Raw genomic sequence first — 25,466 nt, forward strand, 5'->3', positions numbered from 1 at the left:
CGGTCGCTTTCGATCGGTTCAATTATGCGTAGAAGCCAGGATCAGTTTCGGAATGCACATCCCCACGAACCCGGAAGACGTGGGATGACGTGATGTGCGGGTTCAGTTCCACGTAGTTTCTTGATCCCTGCCACATATAACGGTTGCCACTCAATAAATCATGCACCTGAAACGGTCGTGTGGGATCGATTCTCAAGTCCTCGAGTGGCAATTGCACGAACCCGGACTGCTTGTACCTGGGATCGAGATTCACGATCGTCAGTAACAACTCGTTGTTGTCTTCGGTGCGTTTCGTGTACGCGATAAGTTGGTCATTGTCGATGGCGTGGAACTCCAAGTTCCGGTTGGATTGCAAACATCGGAACTCGTTGCGGATCGCGTTGAGTCGGCCAATGAATTCCCGCAGACTTCCCGGGTGGTTCAAATCGTCGTGTCGGATTTGATACTTCTCGGAATCGAGATACTCCTCGCTGCCGGGTTTCGCCGGTGTGCTATGCTGCAACTCAAACGCCGGGCCGTACATTCCGTAATTCGCCGTCAAGGTTGCTGCGAGTGTCACACGAGCTTGAAACGCCGCCTTGCCGCCGGTTTGGAGATACTCGGTAAGAATATCCGGAGTGTTCGGCCAGAAGTTTGGTCGGAAGTATTCGGAGACGCCGGTCTTCGTCAACTCGGTCATGTACTCAATCAGTTCCGCTTTCGTGTTCCGCCAGGCAAAATACGTGTAGGACTGATTAAAACCGAACTTGGCCAGTTGCTCCATGATCCGTGGCCGTGTGAACGCCTCGGCGAGGAAAATGATATCGGGATGCTCTTTGTGAATCTCTGTGATACACCAATGCCAAAACGGCAACGGTTTGGTGTGCGGGTTGTCGACGCGGAAAATCCGCACGCCACGATCAATCCAGAACAGGAACACACTTTTGAGTTCCTTCCAGAGATTTTTCCAGTCAGCGCACTCGAAGTGGAACGGATAGATGTCCTGATATTTCTTCGGAGGATTCTCGGCATACTGAATCGTGCCGTCCGGCCGACTCTTGAACCAATCCGGATGCTCTTTCACGTAGGGATGATCGGGCGAGCACTGAAACGCCACGTCCAAGGCGACTTCAATTCCCAGTTCGTTTGCCATCCCGACGAACCGCTGAAAATCGGACATCGACCCCAACTGCGGATGGATCGCTTTGTGGCCACCATCGTTGGAACCAATGGCCCATGGGCTTCCGACATCGCCCGGTTCAGCAGTGACGGAATTGTTTCGGCCCTTGCGAAACTTGTCACCAATCGGATGAATCGGCGGCAAATAAACGACGTCAAACCCCATATTGGCAACGTACGGCAAACGATCGGCGGCGGTGCGGAAGTTGCCATGCTGTCCGTCAGGACCCGTTGACCGGGGAAAGAACTCGTACCAAGTACTGAACTCGGCACGTCGACAATCGACCTTAACTTGCAAGTCCCGATCGTATCTCGTGGCAAATCGACGCTCGGAGTGCTTGAGCATCAATGCCTCTAACTCAGTGTCCTCGCAGATGGGCTGCGGATTCTGGGACGCCTCGGAACTCTTGAGTCGTTTCGCCCACTCGCTCAGACGTTCGGCATCAGTGCCTTGCACACGCTTCGCGGTCTCTTCCACGTATTCGGCACCGATCGCCAAATCGACTTCCACATTCTGTCCGGCGGCGACTCGCTTTTTCAGATCTTGAAACCAGGTTTCAAAATGGTCGATCCAAGCCAGCACACAGTAATCGTATCGGCCGAGTTCCTCGACCGTGAATTCCGCATGCCAACGGTCATTGTAAGTCGCAATCAGTGGCGTCTCGCGCCAAACCGCCTCGCCAGACTTACGGTACTGCAAAACCCCCGAGATACGGTCGTGGCCGTCGGTGAAGATGTTGGCTCCGACCCGAACCAGATCCCCTTGAACACGCTTGATCGGGAAACTTCCATCCTCGACTTGCGGAGACACCCCCGTGATAATCACACGGCTCCGCCCGCGTTCCGGCAACGTCATAGATGGCCTCAATTCGTAGTTGTCTGTTCGCAAGGGATTTGAGTTCGTTGGTTGCAGCATGTCAGGTGTTAGAAACCCACGCAATCGGCGTGCCAACTTCTTCAGGCTTCTAAACGCCGACAGATGAACGAACTTGACGCAAATTGTCAAGGACTACCGGACGTGCAAATTGGAACCATGCTGGTTAACGAGAAACCATCCCCGATAAATTCACTCAGGACGTGTTATCGTCGAGGGGGACGCTGTTTCGGTCTCGGGCGGAGAAAGAAACCAACAACCGCGAGCGCGAGCAAAAACGGGATTGCGACTCGCGGACGAATCGCTACCGCCGCAATCGCCAGAAGTCCGCCGACAAATTGCCACGGAGAGACACCGGCCCACGCTGCATCGCGAGTTTTCGTCGGCAACGCCAACCAAAACGCTCCGGTCAGCAGTCCGACACGCACAAACGCCCCGGACCACATCATCGTCCGCGAAGATTGCTCAGCTTCGGAAAAGAAAAATAGATAACCCGCTGCCAGCAGACACGCGAGAGCAAGCAACCCGACGAGGGTCCGGTTCACTGGAATTTTCGAATCACTCATGACAGCGAATTAGACCGCATTTGGGTCCTCGATGTCCACGGTGACTCTCGAAAATCTCAGACCGTTTCCACGAGATCAGTGATTCTCAAAGCGATTGCTACGCGGCTTTCGATGCGGGAGCTTCCATCTGGTAGAGCGTTGTCAGGAGTTCGCGGCAGCTCTCTTGCCAATTCGGCCAATGGTATCCGTCGAGACTGGACCGCATCGCAGCCAATGTCGCAGGATCGGAAAGCACGTTGGTGAGCGCGTCTGCATCGTTTGCTGGAAAGAATTTCGCCCATCGACCACCCACTTCCCGATGGACCGGGACATCACTCGCAAGGACGGGACATCCTCGGCTCAAAGCTTCCACAATCGGCAAGTTAAAGCCCTCAGCGTTCGAAGCTGTCACCATCGCGGTAGCGTGTTTGTAGCAGAAATCGAGTTCGCCATCGTTGAGGTCATCGAACCAACGTAGTCGCTGACCGTACTCCGGATGCGACTGAATTCGACGAACCAACGCTTCCGCGTCCCAACCTTCTCCGCCGACAATCACCAGCTGACTGCCATCCGTTTGCTGATCCATTCGGTCGAATGCGTCGAGCAACAACGAAACATTCTTACGCGGAGAGAGTGTTCCCACCGCAAGATACGTAGGTGTGTCCCGCTGAAAGAATTCACTCAACTCAGATCGAACAGCGGAACCTGTTTGAACTCCATCGAGTTCCATGCCCAGGCGAAAAAATCCGATCTGCGGATTCGTGCCCGTCGGCAAGACAGACTGCACATCCGCCGCCACCGCTCGCGTCGCACAGACTAAGAAGTCGGCAGACTGACACGCCCGTAACCACCAATTGCGGAAGACGTTGGTGGTGTGTGCCGGATAGAACTGCGGAATTGTCAGTGGGAAAACGTCGTGAATGAGAACCCCGACTTTCGCGCCCTGCCGGCGAGCTTGTTCCAGATCTCGCCAATACGGTGCTTGCCAAGTGCCGTCGAGCATCACCACGACATCGCCGGACTGAAAGTCAATTTGTGTCTTTGCGTCACTCCGCAGGGACGAAAACCCCCAATCCACTGCCCGCCGTCGAATCAGATCCGCCCGCTGCGCAAGTCGCAACAAACCGAGACGTTTCAACGTGGATTTGACACGCCGAATGGTATTGCGAGGCACAGCGGTATCTGCGGGTGAATGACCACCGTGGACTTGCAGACCATCAATAGTAATCATCCCCCGACGTGCATCGTACACAACTGGTTGACAGTCGATTTCCATTTCGGGACCGATTGTCCGCGAGGCGTTCACGAGATTCCGCACGACCCGTTGAATCCCCGTGTGCCAATCCTGCTGATAGGTGGCGGTGCATTCCATGAAAACACGCATGGTAACTTCGCTTTCCTGTCGGCTTACGCGGCAGCCCGCTTCGAATCGGAAGGAATCGGAGCGGCCAATCCGATGGCTTGCTCGTAACTCGCGAGTGTCAGTTCCGCGGTAGTTCGCCAACGAAATTGCTTCTCGCGTTCCAGCCCCGCTTGGCGAAGCCGTTTGAGTTTCGCGGAATCTCCAAGCGTGGATTCCATCGCTGAGCGAATTGAATCGAGGTCGTCAGCATCGAAGTACACACCCGCTCCACCCACAACTTCGGGAATCGAGGCTGCATCCGAACAGATCACCGGACAACCGCAACTCATCGCCTCCAATGGTGGCAGCCCGAATCCTTCGTATCGCGATGGATAAACAATCGCAGTCGCCTGACAATACGCCTTGGCAAGTGCGTGATCGTCTCCAGACTCCTGTGTGACCGACGAGGAGATTCGCAGCTTTTCTAGCAACTCACGTTCAGCACGTCCCAACGGCCCGCCACCAAAACACACGATCCGGAATTCCTTTCGCAAGAACTCCGACGCCGCGAATGCGTCGATGAACGCTTCCCAGTTTTTGTATCCGCCCCGTGCCCCCACATACAGCAGATATGGCCGCTGGCCTTTCCGAGAAACATCGTCCACTTCAAGTGAGACTGTCGAGAGTTTCGAGAATTCAGCCATCGGATTTCCATGGGGAATCACATCGATCACATCTGGCTCAAGGTCGTAGATGTCAATGATGTCATTCTTTGTGTGTTGCGAAACGGCAATAATGCGGTCCGCTGCTTCCAGCGATCGTCGCTTCGCCAACAGAAGCCCTTTGGTGCGTGGATGTGACCGGTTCCAGAACAACTCTGGCATCACGTCATGGGCCGTGACAACCAAACCCCCAACGGTCGACGGTTGAAACCAAGAATAATAGGTATGGTGGATAATCTGCGGCGAATCCGTGCCCGCACTTGAACTCCAATACGGAAGTGCGTTCACAGCTGGCAGGAAATGACGGATCGATCTCAACTTCGGCAAGAATCGACCAGCGACTTTCTCCGTCTCTTGAAGTTCCCGCAAGTGTTCGTTGATATGCCATCGGACAGACAAATCAACATCGACTCGCTCGTTCCGTAGCAATTCGCGAATAAGCTCCACAAAGTACCGTGAAATCCCACCCACAGCTTGCCGTGCAAAAATGTCGGACGTGTAGAGAACTCGCATGAGGATGCCCTTCGAGACACGAACATTTGACCGATCATGAGCAGACACTCACAGCGGCAACGGTGATTCGTGGTGATTCAGCGGGCCTGTTAATCCAACAAGAGCATCGGGTCAAGAGGAATGTGCCAATCCCGGATTCCAGAACTTCCTCCGCAAATTGCCGCGAACCTTTGCTCCCAACGGCGTTTCTAGCTAGAATCTGACCACCCCAGCGATCAATTCGCCATACTCAACGTGGATCAGGCAAACGCCTCCCAGTGATCAAATGAGCAAACCAACGGCCGAGTGGCGGAATAGGCAGACGCGTCGGACTTAAAATCCGGTGAGGGTAAACCTCGTGCGGGTTCAAGTCCCGCCTCGGCCATTGCTGACAAGTGTCTACTAAAAAAGCGGAGCGAGACTGATATGGTCTTCGCTCCGCTTTTTTATTTTAGTGACAGCTCAGATGAACAATTCTTGGATCGGTACCCCGCCGTCCGTAATTGGGACTGGCCGATTGCTGGGGGTGTAGAGTTGTTCTTTGGTGTCGATTTGCAGAGCGTGACACATCGTTGCGAACAGATCCGGTACGGACACGGGGCGATCGACGATTTCCGTGCAAAGCTCGTCTGTGGTACCGATGGCTTGCCCTGTTTTGAGCCCACCGCCTGCCAAGGTCACGGTGAATGCCTTCCCCTGATGCCCCCGTCCGCCGCCACCATCGAATTTAGAGGGGCGTCCAAACTCGGTATTGACGACAATCAAAGTCTTATCGAGCAGTTTTCGCTTCTCTAGATCAAGAACCAACGTCGACAGAGCGGAATCGAGTTCTTGAATCAGCAGGTGTTGCTTCAATTGACCGTCGTTGTGGGTGTCCCATCCGGTGCCATTGACGAAGTTCAGGTTGTGCGAGACTTCCACAAACCGAGTTCCGGCTTCGATGAGGCGACGGGCCAGCAAGCACCGTTGACCAAATTCTCCGCCGTACTCGGTCCGCAGCGAACTATCTTCCCGATCCAAGTCGAAGACCTTCATGAAATCCGGCCCCGATAGCCGCAGAGCCTCGGAGACGGTTTCATCGTAGCCCGAGACCTTTCGATCACTCGCAGATTTGCGGCGATTCGCATTCCGGACGGTTTCCAACAGACGTTCTCGCCGTTGCTGACGGGCATCACCGATCCCCACCGGTCGCGAGAGCCCCGCGGGACCTTGGGACGTGTCCGTGAGATATACATACCCGGCTGAAGCCCCCAGAAAACCTGGGCCACGTGTGATGTTGGGGTAGCCGATCAACACATAAGCCGGAACACCTTCACCGGCCGCCCCGCGTTTGTGGGCGATGATCGAACCGATCGACGGGTACACAATCGTACCACTTGTCCGTCGTCCGGTGTGCATGCGATTGGTCGCGGCCGCGTGTTCGTCAATCACATCGTGATGAACGGAACGAATCGGATTGAATCGATCGAGAATGGGAGCACATTTCGAAAGGTGCTCACAAACTTCGACACCGGGAATTGCCGTCTCGATGCTCTTGTAATAGGAACCTGGCTTCTTCGTCTTTGCATCGCCCAGTCGTTTTGGGTCCCACGTATCGACTTGGCAAGCGCCTCCACCGAGCCAAACCATGATGCAATGCTCGGCTTGGCCTAGTGGCAATTCGACGGATGGTGTTTCCATCGCTCCCAAAACGCCCGGAATTGTGGAGGCGGCAGCAATTCCAGCGGTGGAAGATTGAAGAAATTCGCGGCGTGTGGACATCAATTCGCGTTTTCCTAGTTAGATGATCTCGAAAGTTGAATGCATTGTGCCGTGTCGAAAGCGTTACGGTGGCGACTACGGAACGAAGATAAATTCCGGCGTGTTGATCATGGACCAAAGTAGGTCTTCCGCCCGTGCTCGCCAATTATCGTCCAATCGTTTTGTCGGCGGATCACCGGCAACAACCGCTTTTTGAAGGTCGATCATCACGGAGTTCGCGTCTTCACTCAGGTGATTGGACCACGACACCCCACGGTTGTAAGGACGGGGAGTGGCAATCGCATTTGCCGGCAGCTCTCGGACACGTTTCTCAAATCCGTCACTGAGCAGCTCGCGAAACGCGATTCGCTCTTCGGGGGTCGGTTCACGGGTCAGAGTTCGTAAGTAGACCGAGTCGATAAACTCATCCACTGCCACGTCTTTCAGGGCGAGTTCGGTGAATGCACTATCAGAGGACATTCGAGTAAATCGACGACCAATCACCCCATTCGCCAAGATTCCTGGTTGCAGCACCGTCGGTTGCACGTCGCGAACGGTGATCGGTTCCGCACGGGACGGTCGCCAACCGAACGTCTTCAACAGGTCGGTGAAGTCCTGAGCCATCGGAAGCGACAGACTAGGGCGGTCCCGTTCATTGGAAAGAGATGCGAACTCCCATGCCCGTCGAGGCGATCCCAAATTGACGAATGTTCTGCCGTTCTGAGCACCGTCGGGATCAAGGGTCAAAAGCCCTGCATGAAGATCCTTGCCACACGCAACGAACAGCGAGTCGAGAATTTGCTCTGCCGACATTTGCCGACGCACGGGACCGGCAAACAAATATGGTTCGTCAACGACTCCACCATACGCAGACCGCTGATAGGTGTGCGAATTCAAAATGAGTCGGGCCACGTGCTTCAAGTCGTAATCGGCAAGGACGAGTTCACGAGCCAGGAAATCAAGCAACTCAGGGTGAGAGGGTTCGACATCTTGCCAATCGTCGACAGGATCGACCAACCCACGTCCGAGATAACGTTGCCAGAGCCGATTGACAATCACCTGAGCGAAACGCTCGTTCTCGGGTGATGTCAGAAATTCCGCAACTTGCCCACGCGTGTCGGAACCGGCCCGCGACAATTCTCCGTCCAAACCGTGCTGACTAAGTTCATCGAACGGCCATTCCGGTTTGATCTTTTCGCCAGGGGCAATCGTGACTTGCACGATCAAGTTTTCAAGTTCGTCCGGTGTACCGGGAATACGACTTGTGGAGGGAACCGATTGCGACTTGCGTGCCAGCATGGCTGCCAAGCTAAACAAGTCACGCTGTTCGAAATCGTGGAAAGGTGCGTCGTGACATCGAGCACACTTCATTTCCAACCCAAGGAACGCTTTACCGATCACATGAGCCTTGGCGGCCATGGGCACATCGTTTTGCGAGGCCATTTCAAACCCTTTCGGGCCTCCACCATATTGGCTCCCCTCCATGCGGATTAGCTCGGTGGCGAAGCGGTCGAACGATTTGTTGTCGTAGAACGCTTCGTGAATCCAGAAACGGAACGGCCCGGTGTTGTTCAGAGTGGGTTTAAGCAAACTCGGGTTCTCGGCGAGCACATCTTGCCAATATCCAACCCAATGATCGGCCCAACCCGGGTGCTGCAACAATCGATCGACCGCGTTGGCACGTCGTTCGGGAGACTGGTCTGCTTGAAACTCTTCGATTTGCTCAAGCGTGGGAATGGTTCCAATCACGTCCAACGTGACGCGTCGGAGGAAGGCCATGTCGTCGATCGATTCCGACGCCGTTTTCCCCGCTTCGTGCAGAGCATGATTGATGAATTGGTCGATTTCGTTTGTCGTTTGCCCAGGCCAGACGATTTCCGGGACTTTGGGAGACGGTTTGGACTGCCAGACGAATTTGGCATGTTCATGACGCTGCCGCCAATACTCGTCTTCCGCCTCACTGGCCGATTGACGCCGTTCCGCGTTGAGTGCAATCATCTCCATTTGATTAGCCCGACGGAAGGCCGTCCAGCCTTCGTCAGTCAGCGGAAACTCGTGAGTTTTCGTAGGACTCAAGACGATGAACGTGCCCGGTGCGCTTTCCAGACTCACGGATGTTTCGCCGAGTTCCGGTCGTCGCTTTCGGCCGCCGAGATACATTTCAAGACGGAGGGTATGCGACTTTCCGTCGCCTTTGATCGTGGTCACAACCTCGTTGTCACCTACCTGCAGCGGTCGAACGCCTGGCTCCTTGAGAACCGATACGTCACGAATCCGACCGTGCCCCCCAGTGTTGATTCGGTGGAACGGAGCCTGCGTGACTTGTTGACCGTCAATCCACAACCTTGCTCCGTTTCGTGCTCGCAGCAGCAATCGATGCTCACCTTCTGGAATCACAACGCGTCCCGTTGCCTTCAGCAGCAATGGACTTGTGCGATCGGTGATCAGTCCTTGCCGATTGTATTTCCGAGGAACTTCTCTGAAAGCAAAGGAATTTGTGACATAACTTTCCTGCGGCTTGGACTCCAAACCATCCCAACTCGCTCGATCGGGGATCCCTTCAGTAATTTCGACAAGCACTTTGCCGTCGGGAATCGTAACGGGCGGGACAAACCGCTCCAGCGACAACTTGGAATACCGTCGAGCGATTTGCTGAGTTTCTAACCTGCGGCGGTAAATCGCCAATTGGGCCATCTTTCCGTGGAAAGTGCTCGACGATGTCGGTCCCATCGCCGAACCGATCCAAAGTTCATCGTTATCGACCACCGGTGGTTTTGTGGTCTTTCCACCTAAGTCCCATTTCCCTTTGACTTTGCGGCCGTCAATCATTCCAGAGAGGCTGTCAGGTTCGCCAAATGTGTATGTGCAGGCCACTTGATGCCAACCGCTGCCGAGGATGAAGCCGTCGTCGGACGTCCAACGGTGAAACTGCGAGCCTTTGCCTGCGGAGCGGAAGAGGAAACTCAGTCGAGCGGTACCACCAGCGCGAGTTAACCGCAGAGCGTAGTTCAGGTTATCGCGTGGAAACCCTTTCCGATTGGTGCGGCCCTTGCACACGATGTGAGCATGTTGACCTTCGGCAATCGACGTCGGATTGACCCAAGCCTCGATGGTAATGGTATCGCCGTTCTGGAAATCAAGAATACTTTCATCACCTGGGTCGCTGACCTTCAGCACTCCGTTGCCATCAATTCCGATGGCTGACGAGTTCAATGAGAACTTCGGGAAGTGCGGGGGTCGCGGACCAGATTCCCCGAACCGAACGGCTCCGGATGGCTTCGCTTCCAATTTCCCAATGCGGTCGACCGCGGTTTTCGCCCCACTGAAGTCCCAGAAGAGATCTGGAGAATCGTGAAGCAAGGCATCTTGATGGGTAGCGTCGGTGGTTTCCGCCCACGCGGGATAGGCCTGAGCGTAGAGGAAATTCGGGGTGAGGAGGGCTGCGAGTAGGAACCCGGCGAGGAAACGCTTTGATTGCTGCATCATGTCAATTCTGTTGATGGGTTCATGAAGCATAATTTGGTGTTGATCCAATTTACACCGTTCAAACTGGTCTCGTCAACTTCTCCCCGTCCGCAAGCCTTCGGATTGCAACGGATTCCGTTTAATCGTGATCGGAAATGCGTGTTTTATCAAACAGCGAACGTTCAGCGCAAATTACACCGAAATTTGACCACATGATTGAACGTAGTCCACCTTGATGGCGATGTCGGGCAGACATCAGCCATTCTCTCCACTCAGTCGGTCAACCATGTCGGATGGGTCACCGAAAGATTGCGTTGAGTGGGAATTCAAGAGGGTCAGCACAAGTTGTCCCGCAAACCGGACCGTAGCGGCAGCATGCTGGACGACGCCACCTTCGTTTCAACCAACGAGCACGGCAAAGGGAATTCGCACACTCTCGATAACATCCTGTGTTTGATGTCGTTGGCCCATGGTTTTGAACATCATATCGAATCGTTTGGCACTCGGAACTTCTGCGGCGACAGTTCGCTCCTAGCACCTACGTCGAACGTATCGCCCCTACGACTTCTTTACGAGCCATTGGGTGTGTTTGACCCCAGTGGCTTTTTCGATGCGATAAGCCGGACGACTGCCGAAATCCTTGAGTACAGCGGTCGCTTCGGCCGCGTCCACTGGGCCGGAATGAATGTGCAATCGATATCGAGTGAGTAACGGTTCCGCTTGCGTGGTGACGATCGGTTCGTCGAAGCACAACGAAGCCCCCATCCAACCGTCTTCGCGAACGTGCCAACGGGTCGGGAAGGTGGGGTTCTCTGGGTGATCCAAATATGTGATCCCCTCCCAAGGTTGATCCGTATTCAGGTCACCGGTTGCGATCGTCCCCGGAACGGGTCCGCTGTAGTCGACCCACTTGGCTCGCTGGCCAAAGATATTCTTTTCGTCGACCTGCCCCTCACTGTTTGTTAGCTGTCCGCCACCGAAATACGCGGAAATATTCTTGGCCACACGGACTGCTAAAAACCCGAAGTTCGTTTTTTGAAACTCTAATGACTCAGCGGTCGGGACAAATCGGCTTTGCAAGTCGATCATCGTTTCGGCGGAATCGGTCAATCCGGGGCGGATTGTCATGATCAATTCTTGGGTCAGTAGTTCTTTGGGATCATGACCGTCGTACCAACCGAGTGACACCGCTACGACGGCTTCGGTATCCCCGTCTTCGTAGACCAACCAATTCTTCTGGCGAATGACGGCATCACTCCCGTTGCCCCAAAAATCAATGCCCAACACCTTGTGATGCGCGAACCAAACCGATTGATGATGATCGTGGTTCTCGGCTCCCGGGTGGCCCATCCGCGTGAGACTCGTCCCCGAGGGTCCATTAACGGGGAACAGAAATGGCCGGGGATAGTCTTTGCCGAACCGCCAGCACACACGCGTTCTGCCGTCGATGGAAACTTCGGTCCGGTGATCCGGCAAGGGAGTCACGATGCAACGTGGAAATTGATAGGTCGCCATGAACGTGGGCCTTCTCTGCGAGAAATTCAAAGTGGCTGCGGTCCCTGCTCGATCATCGTATCAACTCGGCCTGATCAACGAAACAACGCCCTGGTCGAATTGGACCAGGGCGTTGTCGAGAATGCTAAGTTCCTGCACTCATTCGCAGTTAGCGTGTGACCGCGTACTGGGCAGGGTTGTTAAAGAATCGTGTTGCATTCGCTGCGTTGGCGAACAGATACAGTCGGTTTCGGAACCAAAGGGCGTGCTCGACCGATCCCGGTGTTGCGGTCTGGTGACCGGCTTGCGTCACGACATCGTGTCCATCCGCGACGGGAACGTATGCCTCGGGATTGGATTTGAACTCGGCCAACGCCTGTGCCGAAGAGAAGTGATACGTCTTCGAGCCATGATCCGTCGAATAGGCTTTGTTGGTCGGAACCAGTCGTTTTTCAAGACGAAGGGCGACCAAGCACACATTCAACGGCTTCACCGTTTTCTGCGGTTGTTTGACTTCAACCGGCTTGCTCGGTGCGTTCGTAGCGGCCGTTTTTTCCGGCACAGACTTTGTCGGAAGATCGAACAAGTCCGCAGTCTTCGGCGGTGCCGGTTTGTGACTTTTTGCCCCCGCGGGTAGCCAGTCGGCGAATGGATCGACATCGACGGCTGCAGCGGTCTTGACCTTCGTTTCCGTCACGGCAGGTGCGGTCGATTTTGGTTGGAAAGGCTGTTGAGGTTTAACCGCGGCTGTTTGTTTGATTGTCGAAACCGGCAGAAGACTCGGATTCGCAATGGCTGCATGCGTTACGCAACTCGACGGAATGCACACGTCCGTGCAAGAGCCTTTCGTCCCGACTGTGACTCTCGCCGGCGGAACGCAGACGTCCGCACATGAATTCTTTCCCGGTGCCGTCGTGCCAACGTACGGGATGGCCGTTGTCGCACACGAGACTTTCCCGTTTTGCACAGCCGATTGCGGGATGCATGTCGCCGCACAGGACTTGGTATCGCCACCAAGTGCCGACGAGGTCATTGGTCCGGTGGATAAGACAGCCATTCCAGCGAGACCGACACCCGACCAGGCCCAACGACGTAGATTCGTCCAAAGGTCAGAACGGACCATTTTTGCTCCTCGTCAATCAGCGAAAACCATGTTGTCCGGCTCAGTTGCCGACGCCGCGTGAATCAATCCATGCGGCGACCTATCAACCGCATCCGGCGTTTCGGAGGGCTGTGCAGGTTGTATCGGCTGTTGGGGGCATTCGAGTTTGACCTGTCAGGAAGAATTTATCGGTTATGCGGTCGTTTCCGAGAGCAAAACCGAAATCAACGGCCAAAACACCCCAGTTTCACAGTCCGGAGGCGTCAGACACGTTGGTCCGCCAATGTCGCGTTTGATGAATTCTTCAACGAAATTGGGTAGAATCAGCAGATTGAGCGAAACGCTCTCCATTCCTCTGTGCAAATTCCGTTGGGATCGGTTTCGCTCGACGCCGACAAAACTTTGAAAAGTCCTCCGACCCTTTCGACAACATGACCACACGCGTCCTTCTCGTATTCTTTGCATCGCTCGCGACTCCTGCCTGGGCCGATTCGTACCCGGCGGAAATCTCACCGATCCTAAAGCAGTACTGTCTCGACTGCCATGGCCCCGATCTGGCCGAGGGAAATCTTCGAGTGGATCAGCTCACTCAGGATTTCTCCGATCGAGACAACGCGTTGGCTTGGATTGAGGTGCGAAACCAAATCAATCTGGGCCAGATGCCGCCCGATGGTGAGCCAAAGCCATCGGTGAAGTGGGTGGAATCGACTTCGAAGTGGATTGCCGCTGGCTTGCGAGAAGCGGAGCGAAATCGCACGAGCACCGATGGGCGAATTTTGCTGCGGCGGATGAATCGACACGAATACACAAATACGATCGCCGACTTGCTAGCGATGAAGTTCCCCACCGGCGAGAGTCCGCTCGATGTGCTGCCACCGGATGGGACAGCGGAAGGCTTCGATAAAGTCAGTACGGCGTTGCTGCTCGATCCATCGTTGATGTCGCATTATTACGAAGTTGCACGCCGGATCGCAGACCGAGCCATTGTGGATGGACCGCCCAAGTTCCCCACCGCAACCATGCGGTTGGAATACGAAGAGATGGCCGACAGCGTCGCCATTGGTTATCTCGTGACACGGTTGGGCATGAAGACAGTTCCCGGTGGGCTGCAACTCATCGAGGGTTCCACACGCTCATTCGGCATGTTGCGTTATCCCGGACGACGAGACAACAACGTCGCGCCGGTCAACGGATACTATCGCTTCACCATTCGTGCAGCTGCTCACCCGGGGGCGGACGGCACGGTTCCACGATTGCGACTCAGCCACAGTCATCCCGATGACAACATGCGGACGATTATGGAATTCGATGTGAAAGCCCCCTGGGACAAACCGAAGGAGTACACGGTTGTTGTTCCGCGAGACACACTTGGTGGCGAACTCAACATTCGGATTCTGAACGAAACCAAGTTGTACATGGGGCAGCGGCCGGGCGAAAACTTTATGCGTCGCAATGGCGAGATTGGCAAGCAAGGCAATTTTGCCGAGACACTGCGACTGAAGGGGCGCAAAATCGCGGAAGGTTGGGGAGGGGATCGCTCGACCCCCGATCCCGAAAAACTAGACATCACCCAATTTCCACGGGTGTTCTTAGACTACCTCGAAGTTGAAGGGCCACTCTATGATCAGTGGCCGCCCAAAAGTCACACCACGCTTCTATTCCGTGGCGAAGATGCTCGCGAAGATATGGAATACGCTCGCGAAATCTTCCGTCGCTTTCTACCCCGCGCATGGCGACGACCGATTCGCGAAGCGGAAATTGAACCGATCCTGCGTGTCGTGAAAACCGAGTTGGAGCATGAGGAAACCTTCCATGAAGCCATTCGCGTCGGTCTGGCGGCAGCACTGACCTCACCGAAGTTCCTCTATCTCGTCGAGCCACAATCGACCGACGCTCGTCAATTTCGTGAACTCAACGACTACGAGATTGCCTCGCGATTATCGTACTTCTTGTGGAGTTCAATGCCGGATAAGGAACTATTCAAGGCGGCAAAAGCAGGTGATCTGACGGACCCCGCCAAACGCACCGCTCAAGTCGATCGCATGTTGGCCGATCCCAAAGCGAATCGGTTCGTCGAAGGTTTCGCCCGACAGTGGCTGCGAACCGAGACCTTTCTCAACTTTACTCCCGACCAATATCTGTACCGAGAATACGACGACCGACTCGCGGACGCCGTCGTTCAGGAACCGCTTGAGTTCTTCCGCACCATTATGCAGAACGACCTGAGCGCGCTGAATTTCCTCGATTCCGATTTTCTTGTTATCAATGATCGGTTGGCTGAACATTATGGGATTGAAGGTGTCGAAGGTGAGGAATTCCGAACCGTGAATCTGCCGGCGAATTCGCGTCGTGGCGGCTTGCTGGCGATGGCGGGTGTGCATCAAGCGGGATCGGATGGCATTCGCACGAAACCCGTCTCGCGAGCCGTCTACGTACGGGAAGTCCTCTTCAACGATCCGCCCGATCCACCGCCGCCAAATGCTGGTGAAGTCGAACCGAACATCAAGGGCGAACGGCTTACGGTGCGAGAGCGGCTCTTGCAGCATCAAGAAATCGAAGCTTGTGCCGCATGTCATCGGTCGCTCGACCCTTACGGTTTAGCACTTGAGAACTTCAACGTCATCGGAGCATGGCGGGAATCTCAAGATGGCGAGAACTTTCGCGGAAACAACCGCCCCACCATTGATGCCAGCGGTCGCCTACCCAACGGAACCGATTTCGGCAACTTCGAGGAATTCCGTCAATTGCTGCGTTCACAAGACGACCGTTTCCGCCGGGCACTCGCGGAGAAACTCTTCGTCTATGCTCTCGGGCGGGCAATCGAACCAACTGACGACCCCGCAATCTCAAAAGCCGTTTCCGACTTGAAGGCCAACGGCGATACGTTTCGTTCACTCATTCAATCACTCGTGAATAGCAAGGCGTTCGTGACCAAATGAACTTTCTAAATGCAAAACCGATTGATCGACGTACCTTCCTCCGCGGAACCGGTGCGTGTCTCGCGTTGCCTTGGCTCGAAGCGATGATGCCCCGTGGTGCGTTCGCCGCCTCGTCACCAGAGGTCGTGCCACGCATGGGGATGTTCTACTTCGGCACGGGAATGAACATGCGACAGTTCTATCCAGAAGGATTCGGTCCCGACGCGAAGATGTCCCGAATTCTCAAGCCGATGGAAAACCATCGGGGCAACTTCACCGTGCTGTCCAATACGTGGCTCAACGAAGGCGGCGGACACGATGGTGCCTATCCGTTTGCGACTTCGATTGCACGCGGCGAGAAGCAAACGATCTCACCGGATCAGCTCGCTGCTGAGATTCACGGAAAGCACACGCGGTTTCCTTCGCTTCAGTTTTCCGTCAAACGTGGCACGGGATTTGGAAGCCAAGTATTGGCGACCATTTCCTGGAATCGGCAAGGTGTTCCGTTGGCCGCCGAGAACGATCCGCAAACCATCTTCAATCGGTTGTTCAAGCCGAATAGTGAGGAGCAGCAAGCCCGTCAAGGGGACGAATTCCGCCAACGCGGTAGTGTGCTTGATGCCATTCTGACCGACGCAAAACAACTCGAAGGCAAACTCGGCCAAGCCGATCGTCGGCAACTCGATCAGTATTTCAACTCGATCCGTGAAGTTGAGCAAACCCTCAAACGGGAAATCGATTGGGCCGACCGTCCGAAACCGACGCCGAACCTCAAGGGGTACGGCGATTATGAAAATGCCCCGACTCCAGAGGGCAACGGTAAATTCGTCTACGACACCTACGCGAAACTGATGTACGACTTAATCGCGTTGGCCTTCCAAACGGATTCCACCCGCGTGATCTCCTATGTCGTACGGACCGAACTCGCCGGTGGGGTTTATCCTGAGTTTGGCGTGTCGAAGGGGTATCACGAACTCACGCATCACGGCAATGATCCGAAGAATCTCGAAGAGCTCGCTAAGGTTGATACCATCTACATGAAACATTGGAGCTATTTCCTCGACCGTCTCGCTTCCATTCAAGACGGTGACGGATCGTTGCTCGACCACACGATGCTCGGTTTCTCCAGTGGCATGGGGATTGGTCACAGCAAAGATCTTCTGCCGACAGTCCTTTCCGGTGGTGGCCGTTTGGGGATCAATCATCAAACGCATTTGGAACTCAAAGAGCAAACACCGTTGGCTTCGGTGTGGCATACCATGATCGACAAAATGGGCGTCCCCACCGAGACGAAGTACCAAGACAGCACGGGCGTGATCGGAGAACTCGTCGGATGAGTGGCCAATCGAAACCAGGACGACATCGACTGATCACCTTGTTACTGTCTCTCCTCGTTGCTGGAATTTGCGGCCCGGAGAACAACAGGATCAGTGCCGCTGATGGACCGAACGAGTCATCGAAGACGCTTCCGGACATGAAATTCGTTTCGGTCGCGTCGGGTGAATACGTGCGGGGGTTTGAGTCCTCAAACCAACGTGAACGACATTTCGCGATCGTCCACCAATACAGTAACTCGCAAAACTTCGGAAACGAGAAGCCCTCGCATCGTGTGAAGATCAGCAAGGGGTTTGCCATCGCCGCGACCGAAGTCACTGTGGCTCAATTTCGCAAGTTCGTCGAAGCAACGAATCACAAAACGGACGCGGAAAAGAACGGCGGAGCACTCGGCTGCTTTCCAGATGAACGGGATTACGTTGATCGCTTCCATAAATCTCCGGAGATCACTTGGCGAACTCCGGGGTTTGAACAATCGGACGAACATCCCGTCGTCTGTGTGAGCTGGAACGATGCAAACGCATTTTGTCAGTGGCTCTCGAAAGAGGACGGTCAGAAATACCGCTTGCCGAGTGAAGCGGAATGGGAATACGCGTGCCGTGCCGGAAAATCGACTTGGTATTCCTGGGGAGAAGATCCCGATTTGGCCTACGAACATGGCAACGTTGCGGATGGAGCATTGGAAGCCGCACAGCCTAAGACTACACAATACCAACGTGCCGTTCGACTCGGAGCAGACGAGGGGGACGGTGTCGTCTTCACGGCAAAGGTTGGAAGTTACCGACCGAACCCGTGGGGGCTTTTCGATATGCATGGCAACGTCTGGGAATGGTGCCAAGACCGCTGGGCTTCCGATGAATATGAACGCTATTTCGACGGGGTCCCTCGTCAGAAGCGGAAAGATGTCGTCGTCACCGATCCAGTGTTTCTGGAAAAAACAGAACAACACGAATTCGGTGATTGGCGTTCGATTCGCGGCGGTGGTTGGACATGTGCGCCCGCGGCCGTTCGGTGCTCGATCCGCACGTTCGCCGAAGCGGCTGACGCAACTGTCTACACTGGTTTTCGAATCGTCAGAGAACTTCCTTAGACGGCACGACGAATCAAGCTGATCTTCCAACAACACCGGTTCCGTGCCCTTCCTCAATGAGTCTGCAAACAATGCGTTGTGTTATCGTCCTTGGAATTCTACTCGGCAGCGTCTCAGGAATTGTTGCTGAGGATCGCATTGAACGCGCGCTCTCATTTGGAAGTCGAACGGCGAACACGGTCTTCCGCGATCGCGTCTCTCCGAATTGGCTACCGGGAAATGAGGCATTCTGGTACCGAGTGCAAACTGGCTCGCAATCGCATGAGTTCGTACTGATCGACGCGAAAACAGGCGAACGCAAGACCGCGAAGCGTTTGCCGGAACTCGAACTTCCGAAGGCCAATCCGGAACGCACGTCTCAGTTGACGGCTCGGCACCGACGGACCCGACGAAATGGAAATGAATCGGAAATCATTTTCGTCAATCAACTCAAAATGGATGTTCGCATCTATTGGCTTAATCACGACGGCCGCCGCATTCCCTACGGGTTGATCAAACCAAGCGACACGCGTCCTCAACACACGTTCGCCGGGCACGTCTGGTTGATCGAGAGTTCCACCGGTGAAGAACTCGCGACCATCGAGGCCAGCGAGACTTCCCGAATTGTGGAAATCGACGGCAAAATGCGGTCGCGGGAACAGACAGAGAAACGACGAAAACCCCGTGGAACGCCTTCCGCCAATGGTCGATGGTCTGCGTGGGTCGATGACGGGATTGTCATGCTCGAAGATCGAGAAACGGGAGAGACGACCCAACTCAAAACGGACTTCGATGGAAAATCGCCGTACCGTGGCCGCATCTTTTGGGCACCGAACTCGTCTGCTTTCGTTGTCAGTAATACGGCCCCGGTCTCCCGCCGTGAAGTGACGATCGTCGAGTCATCCCCGACCGATCAACTTCAACCCAAACGGGTCGAGTTCAAATACACCAAACCCGGTGATCCACTGCCGAAGCCTGTCCCGGTCTTGTTTCGAGTTAATGACGCGGACCATCAATGGCAGGCCATATCCACCAAATTGTTTCCGAATCCATTCACGCAATCGGATTCTTTGCCGGTGATTTGGTCGCCGGATAGCCGTGAGTTCTACTTCAATTACAACGAGCGAGGTCATCAACGATATCGAGTTCTCGCCGCGAATGTCGAGACGGGTGATGTGCGAATAATCGTTGAAGAAACCTCGGACACATTCATCAACTACAGTGGGAAGGGGTGGCGGCGTTGGCTACATGATTCCGGCGAACTCATTTGGATGAGCGAACGCGACGGCTGGTGTCATCTCTGGCGATATGATGTCGACACTGCGAAGGTCAAAAACCGAATTACACAGGGCACCTGGCCGGTTCGAGAAGTGCTGCACGTGGACGAAGACCGGCAAGAAATTTGGTTCATGGCGAGTGGACTTAGGACGGACGAAGACCCCTATCACTTGCATCTTTGCCGAGTGAATTTCGATGGCAGTCAGTTTCGACAACTCACGACTGCAGACGGCAATCATCACATCGAGTTTTCACCAGACCGCAAATTCTTCATCGCCCGTTGGTCGCGGGTTGATCATCCGCCGGTGCACGAATTGCGACGTTCGGCCGATGGAAGTCTCGTCTGCCAACTTGAAGAAGCCGACATCGAACCGCTGTTAAACACTGGTTGGTCAATGCCGGAACGGTTCGTGGCCGCCGGGCGTGATGGCAAAACCGAGATTCACGGTTTGCTGATCAAGCCATCGAACTTTGACCCGAGCCAATCGTATCCGGTGGTCGAGAATATCTACGCCGGTCCGCACTCAGCTCATGTGCCAAAAGATTTTGGTCGAATGACCGGCTTGTACCGCGTTGCCGAACTTGGCTTTGTGGTCGTGAAAATCGATGGTATGGGCACAAATCATCGGGGCAAGACGTTCCATGACGTGTGCTGGAAGAACCTCAAGGATGCCGGGTTTCCCGACCGCATCGCCTGGATCAAAACCGCCGCCGAGAGTCGTCCTTGGATGGACTTATCGCGAGTTGGAATCTATGGCGGAAGTGCAGGCGGACAAAATGCGATGCGAGCATTGCTCGATCATCACGACTTCTACAAAGTCGCGGTCGCGGACTGCGGGTGTCACGATAATCGCATGGACAAGATTTGGTGGAACGAACAGTGGATGGGTTGGCCGATCGACGAGAGTTATCAGCAAAACTCAAACGCCGTCGATGCACACAAGCTCGAAGGCGAATTGCTATTGATTGTTGGTGAACTCGATCGGAATGTCGATCCCGCGAGTACAATGCAGGTCGTCGGCGCACTCCAAAAAGCCGGGAAGCGGTTCGAGTTCATGCCGATCATCGGAGCCGGGCATGGCGCAGCAGAAACTCCATACGGAAATCGAATCCGCATGGAGTTTCTCACTCGGCATCTGCTAGCACCGTGACGATGCTGATTAGATATTAATCTCAAAACCTTTGCGATTTTCCCGCGAAAGGAATGAGTTCGCTTGCTCGTCATCGATGACTTGGCGTTTCACCGGATCCCATTTCAATGGGCGTCCGAGTCGCATGGCGATGTTAGACAAGTGACAGATTTCGAGCATTCGGTTGTGCGACCAAACATCGGAAATCGGTTGCTTGCGTGACTCCATCGCTTCGATGAAATTCGCCGTGTGGTTGGCACTGACTTTGCCGCCATAAACTTCTTCGATGGCACCATCGGGAAGCGGGTTGTCGGCGAGTTCTTCGACAGGTTTGCCGACGATCTTGCCACGATTGACGAAGAACCGGCCCTTCGTACCTTCGAAGAGGATGCCGTTATCGCCTTCGCTGGTGATGATCATTTCCACGTCGTCGGGCATATCGACCTGAATGCGGAAACTGGTCGCCGCATTGTATCGGTCGTGCACAACCGGGTTGCCGTCTTTGTATTCGACGGGCAGGTTGTACTCGATGGGAGTAATTTTGCTTGGTCCCGTGTCGCTGGCCCCGAGCGCCCAGCAGGCGATGTCGACGTGATGGGCCCCCCAGTCGGTCAGCTTTCCGCCGGAATACTCATGCCAGTTGCGGAATGAGTAGTGACAGTTGCTGTAAAGTGGCACGCCGCCGCCGTAGCCTTTTCGCATTTCCGGCAGAGCGCGATAAGCAACTTTCTCGGCTGGTCCCAACCAGAAATCCCAATCCAACCCGGCTGGCACGGGGGCTTCGGGAATTTCTGGCGAACCAATCATCCCGTTGATGCCACACGTCACTTTCTTGACTTTGCCGATCCGTCCCGCACGAATCAGAGCAATCGCTTTCAAAAAGCGTTGGCCGGACTCAGTCCGTTGCATCGTGCCGACTTGGAAGACGCGGCCGGTCATTTTGACCATTTTTTCGATCAATTTGCCTTCGTCGATCGTGAGTGTCAGCGGTTTCTCACAGTACACATCTTTGCCAGCGAGCATGGCTTCCACGGCAATTTTTGTGTGCCAGTGGTCCGGCGTGGCGATCATGACCGCATCAATATCCTTGCGATCGAGAATTTTGCGATAGTCTTTATAAGCGTCGGGTTTCTTCTTTTGTCGCTGTTCGGTCTTGGCGACATTCTGTTCGAGGACATTGGCATCGACGTCGGCCAAGGCGGCGAAATCCGCGAATTTAAACGATTTGTTCGTGATTCCCCACCCCTGATTGCGAAGCCCGATAGTTGCAAACACAGGGCGTTCGTTGGGCGACTCATAACCGAAGGCACGTTCACTTGCCGGCAGAACCATGCCCGCGGCTCCGGCGGCCGCAAGACCTTGCAAAAACTGACGACGCGATGGCCGATTCAATTGAGACATTAAGCACGTTCCCTTCGGAATGACGTTTCGGTGAAGTACGAATTATTCTTTTGTCGATTTTAACCGAGTTGCCACCGGACTTCAAAAGTGATTCGTCGAGTCCACGGGCCAACCAAGTGCCCATTGCAAGCGAAATTGGGCTTCGTTGTACTCGATGACGGCACGAAGGTACGCCCGCCGTGCGTCTTCCAAAGCTTGCACAGACTGCAAAACTTCCAGCGGAAGACCTTGCCCATCCTCAATTCGACTCAGATTGCGTTCGTAGGAATCTTCGGCGGTTTCGATGGCCTGCCGAGTGATTTCGATGCGATGACGACGATGACGAACCTGCGAATGGGCTTCGACGATCTCACGCGCCACCCGATCCATCGTGCGAAGTTTCGCGTATTTCGCTTGCTCGACGAGTGCCTGTGATTCCCGTCGAGCCGCTGACTCACCAAAGCCAAGTTGTCGAATTTCCCACGTCACTACGGCATCGAAGTCGTAACGACTCGCCACGTCGTCGACTTCGGTGCCTAATCCGCCGCCGAAGTCGCCGGTACTGAACCCCATCAGCAAGCTGGGCACGAGCGGTGCGTATTTTTCGCGTTGATATCGCTCGCAAGCGGCCGCGACAAGGGCTTGGGCTTCCTTCAATTCCGGCCGGTTGGATAGCCCAATCGGAATCAATGCTGAAGGTTCCGCGTCGAGCGTTGCCAATTCCAACGGCATCACAGTGGGATCTAGAGGGACAATCGGACGACCGGCGTCAATACTGAGAGTCTGCGCCAAGTTCGCCGACGCAACTTCGATCCGCTCCCGTGCGGAGACCAAACGGTTGTCGACCAGCATGAGCTCTGTTTTCAGTCGATCGGCGTCCGCTTGCAGACCCTCACCGGCTTCCGCGTAATCGTTTGTGATCTTCGCAAGATCGGCCGTTCGGCTGCGGGTGTCTTCGATAATCCGCAAATCTTGTTCGGCATCCAGAAGGTTTTGATAGGCGAGGGCGGCATCACGGAGTTGATCATTGAGGACACCGCTCGCGGCGTGTCCACGAGCCCAGGCGGTTTTCTCGGCAATTTCGGGTTGGAAGATTGCATCGGCCAGATGGAATTGAGCAATCAGGCCGGGTCTGGTATTCGTCGTGCCCGCCCCCGTTGCACCGGCACCGAGACCATACTGCAACGAGTTTCGGTTGACGTCGACAATATCACCGTCGCTCGCCTGGTAGTTCCCGTCGTGCTTGTGATAACTGAATCCTGGTTGAATCGAAGGCAACCAAAGAACCCGAGCCCGATCCAACTCCGCATAAGCTTCTTGCACTCGCCACCGAGCAAACCCCACAACCGGATGTTGACCGCCAATCATCGAGAGCACCGTCGGCAAATTCATCTGAATCGCATCGGACGGAACGGCTTCTGGAACCATTTCGACGGAAAGGTTCTCGGTCTTCGCATCCAGCACTGCGTTCGGTGCCGGGACCAACGGCATTGCATCCTCGGTCCCGCGGCTACGATCGTCTACAAGTTGAATGGATGTGTTTTGGCTTTCCTTGACGCTGCGAATCGGACGGCAGGCGGGTAGGGAATTTGGTGTCGATGACAATCCCGTTGCGGACTCCCCGTGGCTCGACGTTCCGCCGCGACTTTCCGGTGTTGCCAATGGCTCGACTCGGCTCGTGTTCGCACAGCCGGAAAATCCCCCCAGTGTCGCAAAGAGAACGCCAGTCGAAATCCATTTACGTCGCATACCAGGTCGCCTCTCGCAGGGTCTCGTCCGAACGGATCACCGCAACGGTTCCACAATAGAGGGATCGGTCAGCCAACGCCGATAAACAGTGCCGAATGGACGGATGGTGCGAGTTTTGCGGGTTCTCCGTTCAGATCGTACCGGTCATGTGGACTTGGTGACTTAGGTAAAACAGGTCAAATCATCTGTGGACAGATCAATTCGCGAAAGACCACTGGCGAAAGTGAAAGTCTTCCTATGTTTCTCTTAACCTGACCGGTAAACTCGTCTCATTCTTCCAAGTTTGTCTGAGTAGGATGCTGTTCGATGGTTCGCTTTCCGAACTGCCGCTGCTTGATGTTCGCAGCACTGATGAGTTGGGTAACGATTTCCTCTGGTTGTGGTGCCAAGGCCGTTGGTGAACCGCCGGAGAAAACAACGAAAACTGTGCCGGTCAAAACGGTCGCCGTTGCGACGCAAGACGTCCGCCGGACCAGCACACAACCGGCAACGATTCACGGTTACTATCGTGCCGAAATTCGGGCGAAAGTTAGTGGATATATCGCGGCAATTCATGCGGATATTGGCGATGTCGTCGAAGAGGGAACACCGTTGGCGGAAATTGCCGTCCCCGAAATGCAAAAGCAGTTGCAGATCATCGAAGCCCGACTGGTTCGAGCGAAAGCGGAAGAAACGCGAGCAACAGCCGGAATCGCATTGGCGAAGGCGAACGTGGAATCGGCGGAAGCGGGACTGGTGCAGGCTCAATCCGAACTCAAACGTGCGGACGCAAGTCTCGCTGCTGCCGAAGCGGAATTCAGTCGAACACAAGATTTGGTCGAACGACAGTCGTTACAAAACCGAGTGCTGGACGAAGTCCGCAAGAGACGCGATTCCGAATTAGCCAACCGAGACGCCGTCAATTCGGCGATCAACTCCGCCCGCGCGAAGGTGACGGTTTCTCAGGCGGAATTGACTTCGGCAGAAGCTGACTTGGAAGCCGCGAAGGCGGAGACAACCATCGCAGAGAAACAACTCGAAGAGATTCAGGTTCTCATCGACTATGCCACTTTGAAGGCTCCGTTCGCGGGTTTGGTCACTCATCGAGCAATTGATCCCGGTGACTTGGTTCGGGAGTCGAGTGAAGTCGGCGAAGGATCGCCGCTGTTCGTGGTTACTCAGGTTGATCCGGTCCGCGTGCGTGTTCCGGTGCCCGAAGTCGATGCGGCATTTGTCAATCGTGGTGACAAGATGACGTTGCGTTTTCCTTCGTTTGCTGGTGAAGAGTCGATCACAGCCGAAGTGAGTCGATTGGCCGGTGACCTCGATCCCAACACACGCACAATGTTGGTCGAGGCGGAATTGCAAAATCCCGACGGAAAGTTCCTGCCCGGCATGTTTGGCGAAGCGACCATTACCCTGTCGACAAAAGTCGCCGCCAACATGTTGCCTGCAAGGGCAGTTCGATTTGCCGAAACCGGAGAAGCCTACGTCTACGTGGTCGGGGATGACCAAACCGTCAGCGTTCAGGAAGTTCAGACCGGCATCGATATGGGCCATTCGATTGAAATTCTATCGGGGGTTGTAGCGGGTCAAATGGTGATCGACGCCCATTTGCAACGCTTCACGGACGGCCAAACAGTCCAGCCATTGCCCGCCAATTGAGCCCCCACTGTCGTTGAAAAATACGCCCT

15 protein-coding genes and 1 tRNA gene are annotated in these 25,466 nt (G+C 54.8%); 6 read left to right on the forward strand and 10 right to left on the reverse strand.

Annotation, left to right across the window (positions count from 1 at the left end; genetic code table 11):
• Positions 1-22 precede the first annotated feature (22 nt).
• The 4 genes from G6R38_RS00165 to G6R38_RS00180 all read right to left on the reverse strand — a co-directional run bounded on the left by G6R38_RS00165 (position 23) and on the right by G6R38_RS00180 (position 5,154).
• On the reverse strand, positions 23-2,014 hold the full coding sequence (locus G6R38_RS00165) for an alpha-1,4-glucan--maltose-1-phosphate maltosyltransferase (RefSeq protein ID WP_166819677.1): 1,992 nt from the start codon (positions 2,012-2,014) through the stop codon (positions 23-25).
• A 224-nt stretch (positions 2,015-2,238) separates the two neighbouring features.
• Positions 2,239-2,577 carry a hypothetical protein gene (locus G6R38_RS00170; protein ID WP_166819678.1) on the reverse strand — a complete coding sequence of 113 codons (339 nt, stop codon included), beginning with the start codon at positions 2,575-2,577 and terminating at the stop codon, positions 2,239-2,241.
• Between the two features lie 118 nt (positions 2,578-2,695).
• Positions 2,696-3,961 carry a glycosyltransferase family 4 protein gene (locus G6R38_RS00175; RefSeq protein WP_166819679.1) on the reverse strand — a complete coding sequence of 422 codons (1,266 nt, stop codon included), beginning with the start codon at positions 3,959-3,961 and terminating at the stop codon, positions 2,696-2,698.
• A gap of 23 nt (positions 3,962-3,984) precedes the next feature.
• The gene (locus tag G6R38_RS00180; RefSeq protein WP_166819680.1) at positions 3,985-5,154 is read right to left on the reverse strand and encodes a glycosyltransferase family 4 protein; all 1,170 of its coding nucleotides are present in this window, start codon (positions 5,152-5,154) and stop codon (positions 3,985-3,987) included.
• A 279-nt stretch (positions 5,155-5,433) separates the two neighbouring features.
• Between G6R38_RS00180 and G6R38_RS00185 the strand changes: the two genes are divergently transcribed.
• Positions 5,434-5,518 (forward strand) — tRNA-Leu (locus G6R38_RS00185).
• A 77-nt stretch (positions 5,519-5,595) separates the two neighbouring features.
• Here G6R38_RS00185 and G6R38_RS00190 read toward each other — a convergent pair.
• The 4 genes from G6R38_RS00190 to G6R38_RS00205 all read right to left on the reverse strand — a co-directional run bounded on the left by G6R38_RS00190 (position 5,596) and on the right by G6R38_RS00205 (position 12,955).
• Positions 5,596-6,897, reverse strand: a complete 1,302-nt coding sequence (locus G6R38_RS00190; RefSeq protein WP_166819681.1) for a DUF1501 domain-containing protein — start codon at positions 6,895-6,897, stop codon at positions 5,596-5,598.
• A gap of 72 nt (positions 6,898-6,969) precedes the next feature.
• Positions 6,970-10,359, reverse strand: coding sequence for a DUF1553 domain-containing protein (locus tag G6R38_RS00195; RefSeq protein WP_166819682.1), 3,390 nt, complete (start codon positions 10,357-10,359; stop codon positions 6,970-6,972).
• Positions 10,360-10,896: 537 nt separating this feature from the next.
• Complete coding sequence (locus G6R38_RS00200; protein ID WP_166819683.1) at positions 10,897-11,853, reverse strand: DUF6807 domain-containing protein; 957 nt, start codon at positions 11,851-11,853, stop codon at positions 10,897-10,899.
• Between the two features lie 148 nt (positions 11,854-12,001).
• A complete protein-coding gene (locus tag G6R38_RS00205) occupies positions 12,002-12,955 on the reverse strand; it encodes a hypothetical protein (RefSeq protein ID WP_166819684.1) in 954 nt (317 codons plus the stop codon).
• A 410-nt stretch (positions 12,956-13,365) separates the two neighbouring features.
• On the opposite strand from G6R38_RS00205, the gene G6R38_RS00210 reads away from it, so the two are divergent.
• The 4 genes from G6R38_RS00210 to G6R38_RS00225 all read left to right on the forward strand — a co-directional run bounded on the left by G6R38_RS00210 (position 13,366) and on the right by G6R38_RS00225 (position 20,685).
• The gene (locus G6R38_RS00210; protein ID WP_166819685.1) at positions 13,366-15,873 is read left to right on the forward strand and encodes a DUF1592 domain-containing protein; all 2,508 of its coding nucleotides are present in this window, start codon (positions 13,366-13,368) and stop codon (positions 15,871-15,873) included.
• A complete protein-coding gene (locus tag G6R38_RS00215; protein WP_166819686.1) occupies positions 15,870-17,189 on the forward strand; it encodes a DUF1552 domain-containing protein in 1,320 nt (439 codons plus the stop codon). Before G6R38_RS00210 ends, G6R38_RS00215 begins: the two co-directional genes overlap by 4 nt.
• Positions 17,186-18,277, forward strand: coding sequence for a formylglycine-generating enzyme family protein (locus G6R38_RS00220; RefSeq protein WP_206028409.1), 1,092 nt, complete (start codon positions 17,186-17,188; stop codon positions 18,275-18,277). The genes G6R38_RS00215 and G6R38_RS00220 overlap by 4 nt, the downstream gene beginning before the upstream one ends.
• A gap of 71 nt (positions 18,278-18,348) precedes the next feature.
• A complete protein-coding gene (locus tag G6R38_RS00225) occupies positions 18,349-20,685 on the forward strand; it encodes a prolyl oligopeptidase family serine peptidase (protein WP_166819687.1) in 2,337 nt (778 codons plus the stop codon).
• A gap of 9 nt (positions 20,686-20,694) precedes the next feature.
• On the opposite strand, the gene G6R38_RS00230 is transcribed toward G6R38_RS00225, so the two are convergent.
• Together G6R38_RS00230 and G6R38_RS00235 are read right to left on the reverse strand one after the other, a co-directional pair.
• On the reverse strand, positions 20,695-22,065 hold the full coding sequence (locus G6R38_RS00230; RefSeq protein ID WP_166819688.1) for a Gfo/Idh/MocA family protein: 1,371 nt from the start codon (positions 22,063-22,065) through the stop codon (positions 20,695-20,697).
• A gap of 81 nt (positions 22,066-22,146) precedes the next feature.
• Entirely contained in the window at positions 22,147-23,793 is a 1,647-nt protein-coding gene (locus G6R38_RS00235; RefSeq protein WP_166819689.1) for a TolC family protein, read from the reverse strand.
• Between the two features lie 306 nt (positions 23,794-24,099).
• Between G6R38_RS00235 and G6R38_RS00240 the strand changes: the two genes are divergently transcribed.
• On the forward strand, positions 24,100-25,437 hold the full coding sequence (locus G6R38_RS00240) for an efflux RND transporter periplasmic adaptor subunit (RefSeq protein WP_166819690.1): 1,338 nt from the start codon (positions 24,100-24,102) through the stop codon (positions 25,435-25,437).
• The last annotated feature ends 29 nt before the right edge of the window (positions 25,438-25,466 follow it).

It is taken from the genome of Thalassoroseus pseudoceratinae (assembly GCF_011634775.1).
Classification (GTDB): domain Bacteria; phylum Planctomycetota; class Planctomycetia; order Planctomycetales; family Planctomycetaceae; genus Thalassoroseus; species Thalassoroseus pseudoceratinae.